A 20,378-nucleotide genomic window follows, 5' to 3' on the forward strand; every position below is an offset into this window, starting at 1 on the left:
ACGATCTATGGCGAAATTCGTTGCTGCGGCGCGAGACCTACGATTGCGCGCCCTTGTCCTGGCCGCCACCAAAAAAAAACGCCCCGCGCTTACGTCCAGCGTCGGGGCGTTCCTCCGGAAGGCAAGTGACGCGCTGTTCTGGATTGCAAAAGCGGCTCTGCCGCATTTGCAGCCGGGATCGTCGATCATCAATACGAGCTCGATCGTCGCCTTCGATCCTTCGCCGCATCTTCTGGACTACCCGGCGAGCAAGGCGCCTTCTCAACTTCAGCAGATGTCTGGCGAAGCAGCTCGCTGCCGTCGCGACTGGCCCGTTTTGGACGGCGTCGCAGCCAAGCGGCGGCCAGTGGCGGCGATGTCGCATTGCACTTAATTGCCAGAATGCGCCGGTTCGCGCCTCGGGCCGTGGTGGGTGGACCGTTAAACTAATTTGAATTTTCCGGCGATTTCCCCGCCTCGACCTGAGCCATCAATTCAAAGCGTTATAGTGCAAGCAGGGCAATGCCGGGCGGATGGGGGCAACTACCGCTCTCGATCGCATTGCCGCCTGGTAGACATCTCGGCTGTCGTCGCTCGCTGGATATCGTCTTCGGTGAAATCGACAGATAACCCTGAACGCATCGCCTATGAAACGATCTGCGCTATCTACGTCGACAACTATGATGAGGCTGGTGAGGCGGAGCTTGCGCGTATCCATGAGCGAGGCCAGTTCGCGCTTGGCGCTGATGGGTAGAGCCACGAAAGCATAACGCCCTGCATCCCAGCGAGAGAGGGAGCGGAACATGGCCAAGATCGTATGCGTGCTGTACGACGATCCGGTCGACGGTTATCCGAAAGCCTATGCGCGCGATGACGTGGCTCAGCCCAAATGCTATCCCGACGGACAAACGCTGCCCTCCCCAAAAGCAATCGATTTCAAGCCGGGTACGCTCCTTGGCAGCGTTTCCGGCGAACTAGGACTACGCAAATTCCTAGAGTCGAACGGTCATCGCCTAGTAGTGACATCCAGCAAGGACGGCGCGGACAGCATACTCGACCAAGAGCTTCCTGACGCCGACATCGTCATTTCGCAGCCTTTTTGGCCGGCTTACATGACTCGCGAGCGGATTGCGAAGGCGCCCAAGCTCAGGCTCATCGTGACCGCGGGCATTGGATCTGATCACACCGATCTGCAAGCAGCGATCGATCGCAATATCACCGTCGCTGAAGTCACATACTGCAACAGCATCAGCGTATCCGAACATGTGGTGATGATGATCCTCGCACTGGTTCGCAATTACATCCCTTCGTACCAATGGGTCGTGACAGGCGGCTGGAACATAGCAGATTGCGTAGCGCGTTCTTACGATCTTGAAGCCATGCAGGTCGGCACTGTCGCCGCCGGTCGCATCGGCTCGGCAGTACTGCGGAGGTTGAAGCCATTCGATGTCGGCCTTCATTATTTCGACCGCCATCGTCTTTCGGAGTCGGTCGAACGAGACCTGAATGTGACGTATCACCCCAGTGTGGAAAGCATGGTCGAGGTTTGTGACGTCGTCACTATAAATTGCCCGTTGCACCCGGAGACCGAACATTTGTTCAATGACGCGTTAATTGCGAAAATGAAGCGCGGCTCATACATCGTTAACACCGCGCGCGGCAAGATCTGCGATCGCGACGCTATTGTGCGTGCCCTTGAAAGCGGACAATTGGCCGGCTATGCGGGCGATGTCTGGTTCCCTCAACCAGCACCGGTCGACCATCCATGGAGAAGTATGCCGCACCATGGCATGACGCCGCATATTTCTGGCACCAGTCTGACGGCGCAGACGCGTTATGCAGCTGGCGTGCGGGAGATTCTCGAATGCTGGTTCGACAATCGCCCGATCCGCGATGAATACTTAATCGTTAGCGCAGGGAAGCTCGCCGGCGCCGGGGCGCATTCATATAGCGCAGGCGACGCAACCAGCGGATCGGAAGAAGCCGTCCGCTTCAAGAAAGGCTGACGTTGCCCGCTTCTCGATGCGTTGGAGCTGGTCCTAGACCCGATCATGGACGACTGAAGCATTGCTTTGGTGTCGAACTCGGGAGCCCAAACAGTTACTTCATTCGAGCGCTATCATTTGCCGAGGGCTTTTCGGACCTTCTCTCGCCAAACCTCGAAGCCACGAAGCAAAAGCGACCTCTAAAATACAATCGACAGGCGATGCGACAGAACGCGTCGGCTATTGTGTGGGAGTTTGAGTGGGCGCACGATCCATTGCCCGGGACGCCTCTGAACGATGGCGGCGGACTTTATGCCAACGCCAGGAGGCAACCATGAATACTGCGAATCTTCAGCTTGAGGGCCTTTACGTCGTCATTTCCGCCCTGCTTGTCGCTTTGCGCGAAAAGGGAGTTTTCGAGGAAGCTGAAATCGATCGGCTGTTGGCGGAAGCAGAATCTGCTCTGGTGGCGGATTCTAATCGGCCCGCCGAACTGCGGGGCGCGAATGTGGATGCGATCTGCTTCCCGGTGCGCTTTCTGAGACAGGCGTTACAAGCGTCATCCGAGGGCCGTAGCCAATCCTTTGCGCACCTCGCTTCACGGGTGGGACAAGTAAAACGAGAGCGCTGAGTGTTGAATATGGTGTGTTTCGTGTGGGGACGCCCCCGTCCAATGCAAGGATTTTCTTTAGGCGCGAGCATGTGGTCGGGCGCTTTCATGTGTCCGGCCTCATAATGCTGCGGGCCCATATGGCAAGTACGCAGATCGGATCCAAATCCGCTTGGCGCGCTCGTGGCGCTCTGAAACTTCTGGTTTTTCCGACCCCGTCTTATTGACTGTACAAGTGGGCACTTGATCTGACTGACGGCATGAGCTGCCGTTGGGTGGCTCAAGCGACGGCGCCAAAGTCAGCGCATCAATGAAGGTCTCCATTGGCGTTTTTTCCGAGACACCATTTTCCTTGATGCGGGCGGAGTTCATTGAACTGTCAGTCTCGGCAAGAAGCGCGGCGGCGGCCGGCGTCGGGTGGGAGCGCATCATTCATGTCAGCGTCTGTTCAATTCGTAGCTTCAACAAAGGCACATACGCTTCGGCATAGCGGAATAGGAAAGCGCCCAAGGATGCATCTCTAACGTAGTTGTCATCGACCGGGCTGGCTCGGAGGAGAAGGATTATGAACAAGGACGTGCTCGTTCGAACCGCGAGAGCCATGGTCGCACCAGGGAAAGGCATTCTCGCCGCCGACGAGAGCGCCGGAACGATCGCGAAAAGGTTCGCGGCAATCGGCGTCGACTCTACCCAGGCGACGCGGCGCGATTACCGCAAACTCCTGTTCCGCGCCGAAGAGGCAATTAATCGATATATTTCTGGCGTCATCCTCTTCGATGAGACTATTAGACAGACCGCCAGCGACGGGACGCCACTCGTCAAATACATCGAGGCGGCCGGCGCCATTCCAGGCATCAAGGTCGATTTGGGGGCAAAGTCGCTTGCCAATTTTCCCGGCGAAATGATCACTGAAGGTCTCGACGGTCTGCTCGAACGGCTGAACGATTATCGTCGCCTAGGGGCGCGCTTCGCAAAATGGCGCGCGGTTATCGGCGTCGGTTCCGATAGGGGTATTCCAACGGATTACGCGATCGAGACGAATGCGCAAGCGCTCGCCCGCTACGCGGCGCTTTGCCAAAACGCCGATCTAGTGCCCATCGTCGAGCCCGAGGTCTTAATGGACGGCGACCATGATCTCGAGCGATGCGGCGAAGTGACCGAACGCGTATTGAAGACCGTCTTCATGCGGCTTTACGAAGCTCGGATCTTCCTCGAAGGAATGCTGCTGAAGCCCAATATGGTCGTCGCCGGACAAAAACATCCGAAGCGAGCATCGCCCGAAGAAGTCGCGCTTTCGACAGTTCGGGCGTTGAAAAATTGCGTTCCAGCGGCGATTCCAGGTGTCGCCTTCCTGTCGGGCGGCCAATCCGACATTGAGGCGACCGCAAATCTCAACGCCATTAATCGCCTTGGCGGGCCGTGGGCGCTGACTTTCAGTTACGGCCGAGCCTTGCAGACGGCGGCGTTGAAAACCTGGTCCGGAATGCCGAGCAATGTTCTCGACGCCCAGGCGGCTTTCACTCACCGAGCTCATATGAACGCGCTTGCCACCCAGGGACAATGGACGGAAATGGAAGAACGCGCCGCACCGTGACTGGTTGCGTTCCCGCTGGAAATATCCCTCACATTGGACGCGCTCGGTGGCATGGGCCGGCGGCGCGGCGGAGCGACGCTCGCGAAGTAGGCGGCGACGTCTTCGATTTGATGTTCGGTTGGTCGTGGCACGATGGCGGACATTGTCGCGTTGCAAGTGAATGCAAGAATGCGCCATTTCACGGGCGTTGCTGCAGCTTGCTGCGAGCGTGAATGCTCCCATTCGAATCCGCCATGTGCACGTAGACTGACGCAGCCCTCAATTCGTTGTATCGGGACAGTCGAGACGCACCATTAGCGCAATGTATCGTTTGGCAGCGACCGGAAGCGGCAAGTCTGATTGGGCTCGCGGCCTTGTCGGTCCATTTTTTTAAACAGTTGTCAGGTTTCCGCGAGCTTTTGATGTTGGTCTGCCAAGGGCAATACAAAGCTAAAGATCGTGCCGCCACCGGCATTGGGGGCAACCCACAAGCGCCCATGATGAGCATTGATAATAGAGCGCGAGATAGACAGGCCAACGCCCATACCGTGTGGCTTCGTGGTTGTAAATTGTTCGAACAATCTGGCTTTGATTGCTTCCGAAATGCCCCGGCCCGTGTCAACAACATCGACCTGGATCTCATGTCCGTCTATCACGCGCGTGGACACGACTAATTCGCGCCGTTCGCAATGTTCCATCGCTTCGATGGCATTGCGCTTCAGGTTGACGATGACCTGCTGGATTTGGACTCTATTGATGAGCACCAAGTCCTTTTCCGCATCCAGTTTGACCATTGTCACGACGCCGCACTCCTTTGCGATAGAATCGGTGAATTCGCAGGCGGTACGGACAACTTCATTCAGATGATGAACGGTTTTGATCGTTTCGCCCCGCGCGATAAATTGGCGCAGATTGTCCACTATTTCAGAAACACGGAATACCTGCTTGGAGGCGTTGTCCAAGACCTGCTCTATTTCTGTTAAATCCCCCTTCCTAAGGAGCCTGCTCGCCATGTGGAGATAGGCGTTGATTCCCGAGAGGGGCTGTTTGAGTTCGTGCGCGAGCCCAACTGTCATATTCTCAATAATATCGAGACGGTCCGCGTGCAGATCATGCATTCGAGCTTCAAATCTGCGCCGCTCGCTTAAATCATGCACGAAGCCGACAAAGTACCGCTCGCCCTCGGCCTCGACCGCGGCGACTCCAAGCTCCATAGGAAAGACCGAGCCGTCTTGACGTTGTCCCTCGACCTGCCGACCGATGCCAATAATCTTGGCTTCTCCGGTGCGAAGATAATGGCTCAGGTAGTCATCATGCCGACTGCGATATGGCTCGGGCATCAGCATGCGGACATTTTGTCCGATTACTTCGTCGGGGCTGTATCCAAATAATGCGACCGCTGCAGGATTGAATGACAGGATCGTTCCGGCTTCATCAATCGTGATGATGCCGTCCAAGGCGTTGTCCACGAGCGCAGCCAACAAAGGCTCGCGTAAGTGAGCCTTAGACAAGCTGGGGCTCGGGAGCATCGAACTGTATCGCTTTGTCTGTTGGACGAGGCCGATCGTCTCGCGGTGCCAGAGCAATTCGGCGGAGATCTTCTAACACGTTGAAAATAGTGCGTCCAATTCTAGAGCTGTTCGTGCGCGACAGTGATCGAGATGGCGAGAGTGCGTAATGCTCGCGGCGCGACGCTCCGGTAAGCGTCGCGCTGCGCGTCCGCCCGCGGGCTGAGGCAGGGCGATATTCGTCTCGTGCGATGTATTCGTGTTGCGGATCGTATCGTTCAATTCGCGAGTGCGATCGCGCGTTGCACTGTCAATGTGCGACATGAGGTGTACTAGGTGGTACTCGGTCTGACGGACGGCGCCTGGTTGAGCGGTCGGTTTTGATGTCTAACCTTGTCAGGCGGCGATCATTTTCTCCTTCGTCTTCGGCATGGCGTCCAGAGAGGCTTGCATCGGCGTTTTGCCGAAACACCAGCGGCCTTGATGCGGGCGCTGTTCGTTGTAGTCGCACACCCAAACGTCGAGATCGGCCTGCAGTTCGTCGATCAAACGATATCGTCATCGTCAGCGGCGTTTACAACGTTGCCGCAACCGGGCCTCGCACGGCTTTGGTGCGCGTCATTTTGAATTGGACCATGCGTAGTTCGGTGCGCGTCCATGCGGGGAACGAGTCGCCGGAAACATGGAGCGAGGATCAGGCGAGAAAGGGATTTAAGGACTATGACGCCATGTACGTCATTTGCCACAGCGCACCGGGTGCTCCCGACATCGTCTTCATGATCCTTCCCTCCGGTTGAGCCTCCGGCGAAACTACAACGCCGGTAGGAGGGGCGGGCCATTCCATAATTTATCGGTCCCACATAGTCTGGCTCAAAGGCTCTGACGCCGGAGATGCGCGACAATTCCCCTCGTCACTGACCGGTCTTGAGATTGCGATCGAGGTAGGTGGGGACGACCGCCTCGATCGCCCGCGGCGCGACTCCAAGTCCTTCCAATGTGGTTTCGGCGGCTTTCGCTTCGTCTGAGACGATGTTGTCGCGGCGGAGCAATTCGACCTGGTCGGTCGTCATGGACAATAATTTCGGGAACAATCCAAAGGACAGCTTGCTCGCGAGTTGAGTGACACCGGCCATGAGCTTCCCGGTCTCGAAGCCGAGCGAGATGATATAGCGACGGCGCCTCGTAACATCACAGACATACTGAACCAGTTCGCGAAATGTCTTCACCTCGGGTCCACCCAGTTCGTAGGTTGCTCCAGGCATCGCCTTTCCATCCAAGGCGAGAACTATCGCCTGCGCGATGTCGTCCACGAAAACAGGTTGGATTCGCGTGCTTGCGCCGACCAAAGGCAAGATCGGCATAAGGCGCGCCATGGCCGCGAAACGGTTGAAAAAATCGTCCTCCGGACCGAATACGATCGACGGCCGAAAGATAGTGGCTTGCGGCACGAGTTCATGCACCGCCGCCTCACCCTCGGCCTTGCTGCGGGCGTAACCGGAAGGAGAGTTCTTACGTGCGCCGATCGCCGATATGTGAACGAAGCGCGTTATGCCTGCTTCTTTGACTGCTTTGGCGACGGCGCGCGCCCCCCGCGACTGAATATCGGCGAATGTCTGATCGTCACTTTCGGTCAGGATTCCGACGAGATTGACTGCGGCGTCGACGCCCTCGAGCGCGGCGGCGATTTTTTGCGCATCGCGTAAATTAGTCTGAATTAGCTCGATTTGGCCCCGCTCGCCGAACGACTGCAGCTGGACGGCGAGTTCGGGCCGACGGCATGCGACTCGGACGCGCCAGCCGTCGCAAATCAGCGCCCGGACGACATGTCGTCCAATAAAGCCGGATCCACCGAATACTGTCGCCAGTCCTTTACGCATTTGATTATCGTTCATCATGAGCCTCGCATTATGAATGCAGGCGTCGCTTGAGAACACAAGGGGCTGCTCGAGGTGCAGCCCAGTCCTGATATCAGATAGGGGCACGACGGCGCGTGTCTCGTTTCAGACGAACAAATGACTTTTGCAAACGCATTCACGATAACAATCGGAATGGCTGCCCTGTAGTTGATTGGCCCGATTCTCCGTAGTGCGGAACTGGAAGCAGACATGTGCATTATGAATTGAGCCCGTGTTCGGCGGCGGGCAAACGGCTTCTGGGCAAGCGTTTGGTCCAGCGAGCCAAACCGAGGCAGCGGAGATTGATGGCCAACTGCCATTCAGGATTTGTTGGTTTCGTCACAGACAGTCGAGTTCGAGCAAAAGGAGCTCGCCATGCAGCGGACTAAAATGATTTGGGCATTGCTGGCGATGGCCAGCATCGTCGGCGGCTTAAGTCTCGCCTACGCCCAACAGGATCCGCGCGGAGCGACCAGCTATTTGCCGGTGGACATCAAAGAATCCTTTGCATCGATCATGGCGCGAATGAAAGCGGCGAAACCTGACGTCATGAAGAAGCACGCCGATCTTCTCAACGCGCGTTACGATCTCGGCAATCGGCCCGCCAAAGACGCGACGATGTCGCGCAGCAAACCCCTGCAGGAGGGCATTCGCATCAAGCTGCCCTCCGGCGTGACTTGGGACCAGCTGGCGTCGATGAGTCCAGCGGAAATTCGCGACAAAAAACTCTTCCCTAAGGGATTCTTGCCGCTGCCGCATCCAAACCATCCTGAAGGCGGAATGCTCTTTCCAAAGTTCGAAATCAACGAGCTCGTTAAGCAGGAAGGGCGCGACCTCACCCGCTTCGACCTGGATTTCGACATTCCCGATCACTTTCTGCCGGAATTTCCGCCGCCGATCTTTCTAACGACTCGTCCGGATCTCGGCGACGTTTCCCATGGAAAGCTGGTCACCATCGACAACTTTTACGAGCTTTTCAACGGCATCTTGAACCCGAAACAGATCGAAGGCCTGCGTCTATTGCTGACGCCGTTCGCGCAGCAGCAGTTCAACCAGACCGAGGATCGCCGCTCGGAGAAACCGAGTCGTGGCGTTGCCTGCTTCGATTGCCATGCGAATGGCCACACCAACGGCGGAACGCATCTTGCCGGCGATGTCCGTCCGCAGGCCAATCGTCATCGAATCGATACGCCTACGCTTCGAGGCGTGAACATCCAGCGGCTCTTCGGCTCGCAACGCGTCATGAAATCGGTGGAGGACTTCACCGAATTCGAGCAACGCGGCGCATATTTCGACGGCGATCCGGTCATCGCTACGAAGAAAGGCGTCAACATCCTGGAGCGCGGCAGCCAGATCCACTTCATGGCGGAAGTGCAGGAGCTGTTCGATGTCCCGCCGGCGCCTAAGCTGGACGTCCTCGGGAAACTCGATCCGGCGAAAGCGACGCCGGCCGAACTGCGCGGGCAGGAAATCTTCTTCGGCAAAGGGCAATGCTCGGCATGCCATGCGCCGCCCTTCTACACCGATAACACCATGCACAATCTGCAGGTGGAGCGCTTTTACAAGCCCGAGATGATCAACGGCATGCTGGTCACCGCCGACGGACCGATCAAGACATTTCCGTTGCGCGGCATAAAGGACTCGCCACCCTATTTCCACGACGGCCGGCTTTTGACCCTTGAGGATACTGTCGAGTTCTTCAACCTGGTCATCGGAACCAAACTGACGGCGACGGAGAAACAAGACTTGGTGCAATTCCTCCGCGCGCTCTAACGCCTTTCCCGTCGCGAGCCGGCGAATGGTTCGCGACGGAAACTCCAGCAATGCGGCGAAGCAACTGGCTTCCTCGCATGGGGCGCGGATCAAGGGATGCGGTTCAGTCGCGCATGCGTGATTCTTCGAGGGCTGTTTCGGCAATGTCACACTGCGGTTAATTACATGAATCCCGATTCATTCATTTCGGCGCCGCTAAATTGACTGATGCGCGACGCTGCTCCGAGGAGTGGCGCGTCGGCTTGAACAACGCAATCCAAGCGCGGTTTCAATATCGGTGGTTGATAGCGCCTCGGGCTGCCGACATCTCTCTTGCAGAGTCGACCCTCCGGTGAATTTAGCAACGGCGCTTGAATGACCGCATCACCAGGGAATGGACGCGAGCGGAAGGAATTTGGGTGCATGGCGGGAACGGTAGTCCCTGGGGCGTGCAAGAGTTTTGCTCTCTTTTTGTCGCCCCTCAGCTCTTTTTGATCGTCTTGGCGTTGATCGCGCTATGATTGATCCATCGTCGATTCACCTCCCACAGCGCCATGCCGACACCCAGCAGACCGACCGCGACCGCGTAGTCGCTCGCCGGCCGACCGGACAGCCCCGGGAGGGCGAGATAGCCGCACAAGAGCGCGCCCAGGAGCGGCGTCCCGGGAGGCGCGCGAAAATGCGCGTGTTCGACCTTGTCCTGGCGCAGCACCAGACAGGCAATATTAACTCCGGTGAAGACGCACAGAAGGAGCAGCGCTGTGGTGCCGCCAAGCTTCTTCACTCCGTCCTCGCCGACGATGACGACCAACGCCACAGCAAGCGCGGCGGTGAACAAGATTGAGACCCAAGGCGTGCGCCGGGACGGATGCACAGTGGTGAACATAGGGGGCAGAATGCCTTCATTGGCCATGCCGTAGAGTAGCCGGCTGGCCATTAGCAGGTTGATCAGGGCCGAGTTGATCACGGCGAGCAAGCCGATGCCGGCGAAGAATTTTAGCGGGAAGGCAGGGGCGCCGATGGCGACCACCTTCAGCAGCGCATCTGACTTCGCGGCCGAAAGCGTTTCGGCAGGGACCAGCAGCGAAGCGGTGAGAGCGACCAGCTCATAGAGCACGGCTGCGGCGGCCAGTCCGGAAAGCAATGAGCGCGGGAAGATCCGCGCTCCGTCCTCGCATTCTTCGACCATGTTCACCGAATCCTCGAACCCGACCATGGCGAAAAAAGCCAGCGAGGTGGCCGCGCTGATCGAAAGCAGAAAGCTCTGGCCTCCGGTATAAATCTCTAAGATCCGGCTCGGCTCGCCTTGGCCAGCTCCGAGCGCATAGCCGCCGATCGCAATGACAAGCAAGAGGCCCGAAACCTCGATGCCGGTAAGCGCCATATTGACCTTCACCGATTCGGCCACCCCTCGGAAGTTGATCAGGCCTAGGGCAATGAGAAATCCGACCGCCACCGGCATGACCGGCCATTGCACAAAGGGCTGGAGATAAGCGCCGAAAGCGCGGGCCGCCGCCGCAGCTGACGTAATGCCTGAACTCATCACGGCAAAAGCGACCAAGAAGGTGAGGAAAGGAATATGAAACGCCCGCTGGACGTATAGCGCTGCGCCGGCAGCGCGGGGATATTTGCCGACCAATTCGAGATAGCTGAACGCGGTCAGGAACGCGACTGCGAACGCCGCTAGGAACGCCAGCCACAGCGCGCCGCCGATCTGCTCGGCCACGCTGCCCATGAGCGCATATATGCCGGTGCCGACGACGTCGCCGATAACGAAGAAGAACAGCAACTTTGGACCGATCGCCGGTTTTAGCGTCGGCTGGATCGCGCGCGAGCGCCGACTAGGTTCATTCAACATAATGATTAATCAGCATCTAAGGCTTGAGACAATCGTCGACTAACGACCGCATGTTGGGCACCGTGGCTGAGCGTGCAAATGTTGTTTGTCATCGCTGGTCTCACCTGTCGATTTCACCAAAAACAATATCGAGCGAGCCGACGATGGCGGACACATCCGCCAGCATGTGATCGCGCATCAAATAATCCGCGGCGGCGAGATGCGCGAAGGAGGGCGCGCGGATCTTGCACCTGTATGGCTTGTTTGAGCCGTCGGAGATAAGATAGACGCCAAACTCTCCTTTCGGCGCCTCAACTGCTGCGTAAACCTCGCCAGCGGGCACATGAAATCCTTCCGTATAGAGCTTGAACTGCTCGATCATCGCCTCCATCGAGCGCTTCATTTCGGAGCGCTTCGGCGGTGTAACTTTATGATCATTCACTGCGATTGGCCCGCCGCCCGCGCTCGAGGCGAGTTTGTCGAGGCATTGCTTCATGATGTGGGTCGACTGTCGCATTTCCTCCATTCGCACGCAGTAGCGGTCGTAACAATCACCATGTTTGCCGGTTGGAATGCCGAAATCGAATTCAGGATAGCATTCGTAAGGTTGCGCCTTGCGCAGATCCCACGCTGCACCGCAGCTCCTGACGAACACGCCGGAAAAGCCCAAGCGCCATGCGTCATCGAGGGTCACGACGCCGATATCGACATTGCGCTGCTTAAAGATGCGATTATCAGTAAGCAAACCTTCGAGATCGTCGCAGACCTTCAAGAATGGATCACAGAAGGCATAAATGTCATCAAGAAGCTTGCCGGGAAGATCCTGATGCACGCCGCCAATGCGGAAATAATTGGCGTGCATGCGCGCCCCTGAGGCGCGCTCATAGAACACCATCAATTTCTCACGCTCTTCGAAACCCCACAAATTGGGAGTGAGTGCGCCGATGTCTGAAGCTTGCGTGGTAATATTCAGCATATGAGAAAGAAGCCGACCGATCTCACAAAAGAGCACGCGAATGAGTTGCGCTCGTCTCGGAAGCTCGAGCCCGAGCAGTCTTTCGGCAGCGAGACAAAAGGCGTGCTCTTGATTCATCGGCGCGACATAGTCCAATCGATCGAAATAGGGCAGCGCTTGTAAGTAGGTCTTGTTCTCGATCAGCTTTTCGGTTCCCCGATGCAGAAAGCCGACATGTGGATCGACCCGCGTCACCACTTCTCCGTCCAGCTCGAGTATGAGCCGCAATACGCCATGCGCCGCTGGGTGCGCGGGCCCGAAGTTCACGGTGAAGTCGCGTCCCGAAGTAAGGAACATGGCTGCCTCTGAATTTCTGGGGAGGAACGCTGCTTAGAGGCGCGTGTTCCACGTCAATTACGCCGATCCGGTAGAAGAAACTGAATCCGCTGTCGCGCACGGCCTGCGTGCTTAGATCGCCCAAAGAACAATTTGGTGCTTTCTGCCTATCTGCTGCGCTGTCTTGATCGGCACCGCGCTCTATCTGGGGGCTCTGACGAATGTTCGGGGGAACGTCCGTGGCCAAGGCTTCGGCTTTAAAGTCATCGAAAAGAAGTTCGCTCGCCAAGAAACTGATCGATCTGCACCGTATCGACGGCGGCGAGGAAATCGGCGCACCGCTCGCATTGCACATCGACCAGACCCTTACGCAAGATGCCACGGGCACGCTCGCCATGCTTTCGCTTGAGGCGATGCGCCTTGATTGCGTGAAAACGGAGGTCAGCGTCCAATATGTCGATCACAATCTGCTACAAGTCGACAATCTCAACGCTGAAGATCACCTCTTCCTGGAAAGCGCCTGCCGACGATTTGGGCTTTGGTATTCGCGGCCCGGCAACGGCATCAGCCACGTCGTGCATATGGAGCGTTTCGGTCAGCCAGGGAAATCCCTGCTCGGCTCCGATAGCCATACGCCGGCGGCCGGTTCGCTTGGCATGCTGGCGATTGGCGCTGGCGGCCTCGATGTAGCGCTGGCCATGGCGGGAGAGCCCTATGTGACTGAGACGCCCGCGATATTCGGCGTCGAGCTCAATGGCGCCCTACCGGCCTGGGTGAGCGCCAAGGACGTCATACTCGAAATGCTGCGTCGTCACGGCGTCGCTGGCGGCGTGGGAAAAATAATTGAGTATTATGGAAGCGGCCTTGCTGGCCTTACCGCGATGGACCGCCACGTTATCGCCAATATGGGCGCGGAACTCGGCGCGACGACATCGATTTTTCCTTCCGACGAAGCAACGCGCGCGTTCATGGCCGCGCGCGGGCGCGAAGCGCAATGGCGAGCCCTCGCGGCAGATGAAGGCTGTGAATATGATGTCCACGACAGCATCAACCTGTCGGCGCTCGAGCCGCTGATTGCGCTGCCTTCCAGCCCCGGCAAGGTTGTTTCCGTCACCGAGGTTGAAGGCCGGGAGATTGCCCAAGCCTATATCGGTTCTTCCGCTAATCCGGGTTGGCGGGATTTCGCTATATGCGCCGAAATGGTTCGAGGCAGGACAATTCCGCCAACTGTTTCCTTCGACGTGAATCCAACGTCGCGAGAAGTGTTGCAGATGCTGCTCGACGATCGTCGACTTGCAGCACTCCTTGGCGCCGGCGCTCGCATTCATCAAACGGGATGCAATGGCTGCATCGGCATGGGCCAGGCCCCGGCGATCGGCCGCAATTCCTTGCGCACGACGCCGCGCAATTTCCCGGGGCGGTCCGGAACGAAGGAAGATTCGGTCTTTCTCTGTTCACCAGAAACCGCAACCGCTTCGGCCCTCGCGGGCTGCATCGCTGACCCGCGCAAGATCGGCATTCCTTATCCGGAAATGGTTGAGCCCGCGCCAAGGTCCGAATTGTCGCTGATTGAGCCGCCCCCGCCGCCAGCGGAAGCGAAGCGCGCTCTTTTGGAAAAGAGCGCCAATATTCATTCGTTGCCGGACTTTGATCCTCTCCCTGACAAGGTCGAGTTGGAGATTTTGTTGAAAATGGGCGACGACGTATCAACCGACGAAATTCTTCCCGCAGGAGCCAAGGTGCTGCCTTTCCGCTCAAATCTGGTGCGGATCTCGGATTTCGCGTTCGAACCGATTGATCCGGACTATTCACGTCGCGCCCGCGCGCTCGGCGCCGAGCTTGGGCACGTTGTAATCGGCGGCGAGAATTATGGTCAGGGATCATCGCGCGAACACGCCGCCGCGGCGCCGCGCTATCTTGGCCTGCGCGCGGTGATTGCTAAGAGTTTCGCGCGGATTCACCGCCAAAATCTCATCAATTACGGCATCCTCCCGCTCCTTTTCGCACACAACGATGCTTATGACCGCCTGCAAATTGGCGATAAGTTGAACTGCGAGAACTTGCGCAACAAACTCACGAATGGGGAGTCCATAGTCTTCACGAGCGGCAACGGAGATGTCGAAACGGTCCATCACCTGACGCCTGAGGAAATCGCTGTCATTATCGATGGCGGCGGGATTGCACATCGACGCCGCCTAGGCCATATGCACGAGGCGTCTGAGAGGCGCTCGGCCTAGCTGAAGATCTATGGAACACGCGGGCCAACCGCTGCTGCTACCCTGCTACGTCGGCGAGCATGGCGTTGAACTGAGAAGCCGCAACAGGGCGTCGAGGATCGGTCGCTGAGCCTCAGTGATTTTGCGCGTAGCGTTTCCGACATCGAACCATTCCGCGCGGTCTGGGAAATCTTCGAAACGATCAGACTTCGGCGGCCACTCCATTCGGAATGTATTGCTTCTAAAGGAGGCCAGATCGAAATCTCCTTCGAGCGCCCATACGGTCAGACGCTTGCCGCTCGGCTGGCGAAACTCGCCGAGTTCGATGAAGACGCCTCGCGGCGTCATGCCCGTTTCCTCCAGAAATTCGCGCTTGGCGGCTGACAGCGGCTCCTCAACCTCGCCAAAGAGTCCTTTCGGAATTGACCAGGCGCCTTCGTCCTTACGCCGCCAGTAAGGGCCGCCGGGATGGATCAGGAGAACCTGCACCGATCCATCATTATGGCGAAACAACAGAATCCCCGCGCTCCGCTTGGTCATTTCAATCTTCGTACTCCCCTGTTTCAAATCTCCAAGAGAACACGTTTGGCAGGAGCCCCCTTCACGCATGTGGCCGCTTCGGGCGGCCTAACTGCTGGGCCACTCTCGGGAATCCATGTTGCCGATAATTTCATCGTACGGCCGCAGCAGCGAAGTGACACGCCGCCAGGAATCAGGGCTCTGAACGCCTTCAGGCATTATGCGCTACAGCCGCGTCGGCCAGATGACCTCTGCGGGGAGCCCATCCATCAGTGGCGCGGCTTGCGGCGCGTCGCCGCCTGGCCCGCGGTGAGACGGAAGCGAATCGGGAAGCCCAAACCGCAGAAGGCTACCTGAGTTTTGACTGCAGCGCCTGGAAGGCGCGCTTGGTCTCGCTCTGGCGCTCTCGCTCCCATCGACGCTTCCCTTGCGTGACGAGATCGTGGTTGTGACCTTCGCCGTTGTCGGCTTTTCAATCGTCGTGCAGGGGCTCACCATACCGTTGCTGCTTCGCGGGACTGGGATTCCTCTAACAATAAGTGAGCGTGGACCGATAGAAAGCGTTCGCCCCGGCGTTGCGACGTGAGGCAATTCAGTGTCCAGACCACAAAGGAATCCCGATGACCGCGATGGCCGTGGCGGCGATTAAGACCCTAGCCGAAGCTGGCGCGCAGTCGCCGAAACGGGAGATGATCGCACTGGCCAAGACTGGCGCTAGGGCGTTCATCAGCAGAATGTGCGAAGGCATATGAGCGGCGCGCGGACCGAGCGGCAACGCGATCAGCGGGAGTCCGAGCGCGAGATACGCCAGCGCAGCGCCGGCTGCGAGCAGCCCGTGTCGAATTTGGATGCTCGACGCCAACTTCGCAACTCTGGACCGCGGCGTTGTCATCCCGATGCTCGGCGCGCTCGCTCTTTTCACGCATTCCTCCATCGGCCAATACGAACGCCGAAGAATAATGGAAGCCGAGTCAATATATTTGGCGGAAATCCATAGGGTCCAGCCAGCGGTAGGATTACAACGCCGCGCGTCACGTTGCACGCAAGCGCAAGGAGAGGCCGCCCAATCTGTCTCAATGGCCCTGACGCCGGACACAGCGTAATGAACGCCGCAATCGCCAATTCATTGCTGCGGCGCATCGATGGCGCGCAACAATCCGCCTCCCGTCCGAATTGCGCGCGCTGGCCCCATCAATTCGTTGTGCAAAATGCCTCGAAAGGTGCAAACTGACGGCCCGGAGGCCGACATTCTTAAGGAGGTCGCAATGGTAAATTTTGGCATCTTGGCGACGCTGGAGGCGAAGATTGGCAAGGAGCACGAGGTTGCAACATTCCTGAAATCGGCGCTGCCCCTCGTGGAAGCAGAGCCGGGCACGGTGTCGTGGTTCGCGATCCGAATGTCGTCCAGCACCTTCGGCATCTTTGATGTCTTCCATGACGAAGCCGGCAGAGACGCTCATCTTGCTGGTGAGGTCGCAAAAGCGCTCATGGCGAAGGTGCCGGAGCTATTCTCACAGCCGCCGAAAATTGAGAAAGTTGACGTGCTGGCGTCAAAGCTGGGCTGATCGCGTAAAACGCCCCCACGTTGCATCCGAGTGGGTAGTTCGCGGCTTTGCTTATTACAGCTGAAGGTCTTTTGCTTCGCATCATCGACGAACAGAGCGTGCGTACGGTTCAGCCTCGGACGTGCGTCGCCCTAGCGCGGAATGGGGATGCGCAGAAGTCCTAGAGATCGCCCGAGAGCTCTCGTATGCAGCGGGGTCGCTACGTTGGCGCTCGTCGAAGTCAACAGGAGTGGTTCAGCAGTTGCCGACGATCACGATTCAAGAGAGTGAGCTGCTGAAGCCGACATATGCGCGACGCGGGTTTCTTCCCGAAACCGATCCGCTCGCCGCATTTCCGTCGGGTTCGCCCTATGCCGCGCTCGACGAAATTGGGCGCGATCTAACCAGCCTCCTTTATGACAAAGGATTCCGAATCTATGCACGCGCCTTGCGCATTCCGAAGTGGGAAGAACCCATCTCGGAGATGACTCTTCCGCAGCTTCGCCTTTATTACGTGCGGGTCGGGTTTCTGGCCTCTGCCTATGTCAATCAAGTCGGTCAAGAGCCGGCTACGTCTCTTCCCCGCAACCTTGCCGAACCGCTTACTAACGCGGCGAAACGGCTCAGACGCCCGCCGATCCTCAGTTACGATGGCTATGCGCTGTACAATTGGAAACGCTTGCGCAAGGATGGGCCGATCGCGCTCGGGAACATCGACACGATCCAGAACTTCGTCCATTTGTACGACGAGCACTGGTTCATCCTGGTGCATGTTGAGATCGAGGCTATAGCAGCAGACATTCTAAGAGCGATCGCGACGATCAAGCGCAGGCTGATGGATGATAATGCCGCTGATCTTAGCGCTGACCTTTGGCGCATCGAAAAGGCCATGCGACGACAGGTAGCGGTGCTCAAACGCATTCCTGAGCACATGGATTCCAAGCTTTATTACAAGACCTTCCGGCCTTACATCCGCTTTTTCGAGAATGTGACTTACGAAGGCGCTGACCAGCCCCCCGCGCATTTTCGCGGCGAGACAGGCGCGCAAAGCAGCATCATGCCGACGCTCGTCGCCTTTATGAAAATTCCCCACCAGCGGTCCGTACTCACGGATCATCTCGTCGATATGCGCAGATACATGCCAGCCAAGCATCGGGCGCTAATCGAGGAGGTCGAGGCTATGCCCGATATCCGCAGTTCCATGCATAAGGAGGCCTACAACGCTGTCTTGGAGGCGATGGCGGCCTTCCGGCGGGTCCATTACAGTTGGGCTCAGGAATATATCAATCGTTGGACTGATGACCCGCGCGGAACGGGCGGCACTCCTTATATGCAGTGGCTACGACAGATGCTGGACGAAACCGAGGCGCACTCTCTTTGAGCAGTGGGCCACGTGCACGGCAAGATGGTCTTGTAGATATCTGATCACGCGCCACCGCGCACGCTCGCCTGATTTGATTGCCCATGGAGCGAATTGTTGGAACCGGAATGTGATGCGGCTTTTCCGAGCATCTCGTTGTTGGGCAATGCTGTCCAGCGCGCTTTCACAGCGTCCGCACGATTTCCTTGAAACGGTTCCACTCGGTCGCCGGCCAAACTTCGGTCTGGGCGTGGCCAAAGGTCCGGATCAACATCGAAACTTTGCTTGCCGTCTCGATGTCCTTTGCGCGGAAGACGTCCAGGTAATCATAAGGCCCAAGAATGGCGTAGTTGCCGACCCATTCGACATCGGGGCATTCTTTGCGCACACGCTCCATCGCCTTACGCTCCAATTGCTCGAGCGCCTGCGGCGATCGCACGGCCTCGGGGCTGAGGCGCGTCAACATGATAAACGTCGACATGGGGATATTTCCTCTTGATTGGCAAAATCAGTGTCATCGTGCTGGCGCTTCCTCGGTAATTCGGACGAGCGCCACCATGTTGACGCCGCTACAGGCCAGCGCCAGTCCGCCATCGGGCGTCGGTGTCATATTGCGGATGACGCCGCCGCCCGAAGGGACGGGCCACCTCTTGAACGTTTCGGTTTTCGGATCGAATCGCACCAGCATGTTCGGCGTAGCCGCCGACTCGGCGTACCAGATGATATCGTCGACCGCCGTAATCGCGTAAGGTCCGGATTCCCCGCCGCCAGGCGACGGCCATTCGGCAACCTTGCCGGTCGCGGGGTCCAATCTGCCGATGTAGCCCCTAGGGTAATCCGAATACCAAATGAGATCGTCGCTGGTCACCGCGATCCGCCGAGGCCTCGCCTGCGAATTTGGCAAGACAAATTCCGTGATCCGCATCGTCTCTGGATCGACACGTCCGATCCTGTTCGAGCCGAATTCGGCGAAGAACGGCGCGCCCTTGGAATTCACCGCCAAGCCATAGGGAAGCGAATCTGCGGTCGGTGACGATACAAGCTTGATCTCGCCCGTCGCTGGAGCGAGACGCCCGATCATATTTCCGCCGATGACGGTGAACCACAACGTTCCCTTCTGATCAAAGACCGGCGTGTGCGGGTCGCGGGCCTTCGGATCGGGAAGCGGAAATTCTCGTATGTCGCCGGTTGTGGGATCGAGCTTGCCGACGTAACCTTTGAAACTCGCCGTGAACCAGATATTGCCGCTGGCGTCGGAGACGAGCCCGTGCGGACCCGAGTTCGTGGTTTTCAGACGGAATTCCCGAAACTGCCCGGTCTTAGGATCAAGACGGCCGAGCAGGTTGGCCATCTGTCCGGTGTACCAGATCGCTCCATCGCTCGTTGCGAGAGGATCGTGGGGGTGCGAGCCAGGCGTCGGCACGCGCCATTCCTTAAAGGCTACATGGATGTCTCGAACAACGACGCCTGCGATCGAAGCGTCGCTTTGGGAGCTATTTCCAATCGGCGAAACAACGCTCATCGCGCCCGCGAGGGTCAGCAAAACTCGCTCTTTGCGGAACATCAGCGTCTTCTTCTTCTCGAGGCCTGTCGAGAATTAGAGCCGAATGTTCCCCTTTCAATCTTGCGGGACTACGACAGCGCCTATGCTGAATTCGCTTCGACTTGCGATTTCGTCTTTCTTCGAGTCGGCTTTCCCCGCCACTTATTGGTGATGGCGATCTTGCTCATTCTCTGAGGATTTTCTGATCTCGCTCTCCATCGCCCGGAATTGCTCGGCGGACAGTCGAGGCAGGCGCCGAACGAAGGCCACAATATTCCATATTTGCTCATCCTGATGCGTAGGCCCGAATGCGGGCATTGCGGTCATTTTGACGCCATTCTTGATGATCCAAAACAGTTCTGCGCTGCTCCATCGCTCTGAAGCTTCGGCGAGATTCGGAGGCTCCGGTCGCAGGCCTTTGCTAATGTAACTGCGCTCTTTCCCCGGTGCGCTGTGGCAAATGACGCACATGGCGTCATAATCTTTAAATCCCTTTCTCGCCTGATCCTCGCTCCAGGTTTCCGGCGACTCGTTTCCCGCATGGACGCGCACAGAATTACGCATGGTCCAACTTAAAATGGCGCGCCCCAATGGCGTGTGAGGCGCGGTTGCGGCGACGTCGTAAACGCCGCTGACGATGACGAGAAAAGCGCCGACCGCGCTGACGATGAACGCTGTCACGAAACCAGCGAGAAACTTCATAGCGTACCTTCCCCGACAGCCATTTTTCAAGTGGCATAGCGTACAAATCTAGCGACTGAAGTCG

17 protein-coding genes and 1 pseudogene are annotated in these 20,378 nt (G+C 57.8%); 9 read left to right on the forward strand and 9 right to left on the reverse strand.

The features are described from left to right. Positions 1-43: 43 nt before the first annotated feature. The 5 genes from AC0X69_RS00885 (at position 44) to AC0X69_RS00905 (ending at position 4,168) form a co-directional block, all read left to right on the forward strand. Entirely contained in the window at positions 44-373 is a 330-nt protein-coding gene (locus AC0X69_RS00885) for a hypothetical protein (RefSeq protein ID WP_482610402.1), read from the forward strand. A 219-nt stretch (positions 374-592) separates the two neighbouring features. Further along, entirely contained in the window at positions 593-733 is a 141-nt protein-coding gene (locus tag AC0X69_RS00890; RefSeq protein ID WP_175095450.1) for a hypothetical protein, read from the forward strand. Positions 734-782: 49 nt separating this feature from the next. Beyond that, the gene (locus AC0X69_RS00895; protein WP_482610404.1) at positions 783-1,985 is read left to right on the forward strand and encodes an NAD-dependent formate dehydrogenase; all 1,203 of its coding nucleotides are present in this window, start codon (positions 783-785) and stop codon (positions 1,983-1,985) included. 313 nt (positions 1,986-2,298) lie between these two features. After that, positions 2,299-2,595: a hypothetical protein gene (locus AC0X69_RS00900; protein WP_175095452.1), complete on the forward strand. Its 297-nt coding sequence runs from the start codon at positions 2,299-2,301 to the stop codon at positions 2,593-2,595. A gap of 544 nt (positions 2,596-3,139) precedes the next feature. Then, positions 3,140-4,168, forward strand: coding sequence for a class I fructose-bisphosphate aldolase (locus AC0X69_RS00905; protein ID WP_482610406.1), 1,029 nt, complete (start codon positions 3,140-3,142; stop codon positions 4,166-4,168). Positions 4,169-4,548: 380 nt separating this feature from the next. On the opposite strand, the gene AC0X69_RS00910 is transcribed toward AC0X69_RS00905, so the two are convergent. The 3 genes and pseudogenes from AC0X69_RS00910 to AC0X69_RS00920 all read right to left on the reverse strand — a co-directional run bounded on the left by AC0X69_RS00910 (position 4,549) and on the right by AC0X69_RS00920 (position 7,532). Then, entirely contained in the window at positions 4,549-5,628 is a 1,080-nt protein-coding gene (locus AC0X69_RS00910) for a two-component system sensor histidine kinase NtrB (RefSeq protein ID WP_482610408.1), read from the reverse strand. A 423-nt stretch (positions 5,629-6,051) separates the two neighbouring features. Continuing rightward, positions 6,052-6,210 (reverse strand): annotated as a pseudogene (locus AC0X69_RS00915) (IS481 family transposase); the annotation flags it as partial. A gap of 356 nt (positions 6,211-6,566) precedes the next feature. Then, on the reverse strand, positions 6,567-7,532 hold the full coding sequence (locus AC0X69_RS00920) for a complex I NDUFA9 subunit family protein (protein WP_482610409.1): 966 nt from the start codon (positions 7,530-7,532) through the stop codon (positions 6,567-6,569). A 393-nt stretch (positions 7,533-7,925) separates the two neighbouring features. On the opposite strand from AC0X69_RS00920, the gene AC0X69_RS00925 reads away from it, so the two are divergent. Beyond that, complete coding sequence (locus AC0X69_RS00925; RefSeq protein WP_482610411.1) at positions 7,926-9,323, forward strand: cytochrome B6; 1,398 nt, start codon at positions 7,926-7,928, stop codon at positions 9,321-9,323. Positions 9,324-9,783: 460 nt separating this feature from the next. Here AC0X69_RS00925 and AC0X69_RS00930 read toward each other — a convergent pair whose 3' ends face one another. Together AC0X69_RS00930 and AC0X69_RS00935 are read right to left on the reverse strand one after the other, a co-directional pair. Further along, entirely contained in the window at positions 9,784-11,160 is a 1,377-nt protein-coding gene (locus tag AC0X69_RS00930) for an APC family permease (protein WP_482610413.1), read from the reverse strand. A 100-nt stretch (positions 11,161-11,260) separates the two neighbouring features. Next, complete coding sequence (locus AC0X69_RS00935; protein ID WP_482610415.1) at positions 11,261-12,451, reverse strand: NADH-quinone oxidoreductase subunit D; 1,191 nt, start codon at positions 12,449-12,451, stop codon at positions 11,261-11,263. 200 nt (positions 12,452-12,651) lie between these two features. Here AC0X69_RS00935 and AC0X69_RS00940 point away from each other — a divergent pair, with 200 nt between their 5' ends. Further along, a complete protein-coding gene (locus AC0X69_RS00940; RefSeq protein WP_482610416.1) occupies positions 12,652-14,667 on the forward strand; it encodes an aconitate hydratase in 2,016 nt (671 codons plus the stop codon). A 45-nt stretch (positions 14,668-14,712) separates the two neighbouring features. Here the strand turns inward: AC0X69_RS00940 and AC0X69_RS00945 are convergent, their stop codons facing one another. Beyond that, positions 14,713-15,186: an NUDIX hydrolase gene (locus AC0X69_RS00945; RefSeq protein ID WP_482610418.1), complete on the reverse strand. Its 474-nt coding sequence runs from the start codon at positions 15,184-15,186 to the stop codon at positions 14,713-14,715. Between the two features lie 1,244 nt (positions 15,187-16,430). Here AC0X69_RS00945 and AC0X69_RS00950 point away from each other — a divergent pair. Together AC0X69_RS00950 and AC0X69_RS00955 are read left to right on the forward strand one after the other, a co-directional pair. Further along, entirely contained in the window at positions 16,431-16,730 is a 300-nt protein-coding gene (locus AC0X69_RS00950) for a putative quinol monooxygenase (RefSeq protein WP_175095965.1), read from the forward strand. 241 nt (positions 16,731-16,971) lie between these two features. After that, positions 16,972-18,090 (forward strand): PrnB family protein, encoded by a 1,119-nt coding sequence (locus tag AC0X69_RS00955; protein WP_482610419.1) that lies wholly within the window; start codon positions 16,972-16,974, stop codon positions 18,088-18,090. A 163-nt stretch (positions 18,091-18,253) separates the two neighbouring features. On the opposite strand, the gene AC0X69_RS00960 is transcribed toward AC0X69_RS00955, so the two are convergent. The 3 genes from AC0X69_RS00960 to AC0X69_RS00970 all read right to left on the reverse strand — a co-directional run bounded on the left by AC0X69_RS00960 (position 18,254) and on the right by AC0X69_RS00970 (position 20,314). Beyond that, entirely contained in the window at positions 18,254-18,550 is a 297-nt protein-coding gene (locus AC0X69_RS00960; protein WP_482610421.1) for a GYD domain-containing protein, read from the reverse strand. Between the two features lie 33 nt (positions 18,551-18,583). Further along, positions 18,584-19,633, reverse strand: coding sequence for a Vgb family protein (locus tag AC0X69_RS00965; protein ID WP_482610423.1), 1,050 nt, complete (start codon positions 19,631-19,633; stop codon positions 18,584-18,586). Between the two features lie 141 nt (positions 19,634-19,774). Further along, a complete protein-coding gene (locus tag AC0X69_RS00970; RefSeq protein ID WP_482610425.1) occupies positions 19,775-20,314 on the reverse strand; it encodes a c-type cytochrome in 540 nt (179 codons plus the stop codon). Between the last annotated feature and the right edge of the window lie 64 nt (positions 20,315-20,378).

The organism is Methylocystis sp. Uni0008 (genome assembly GCF_056838045.1).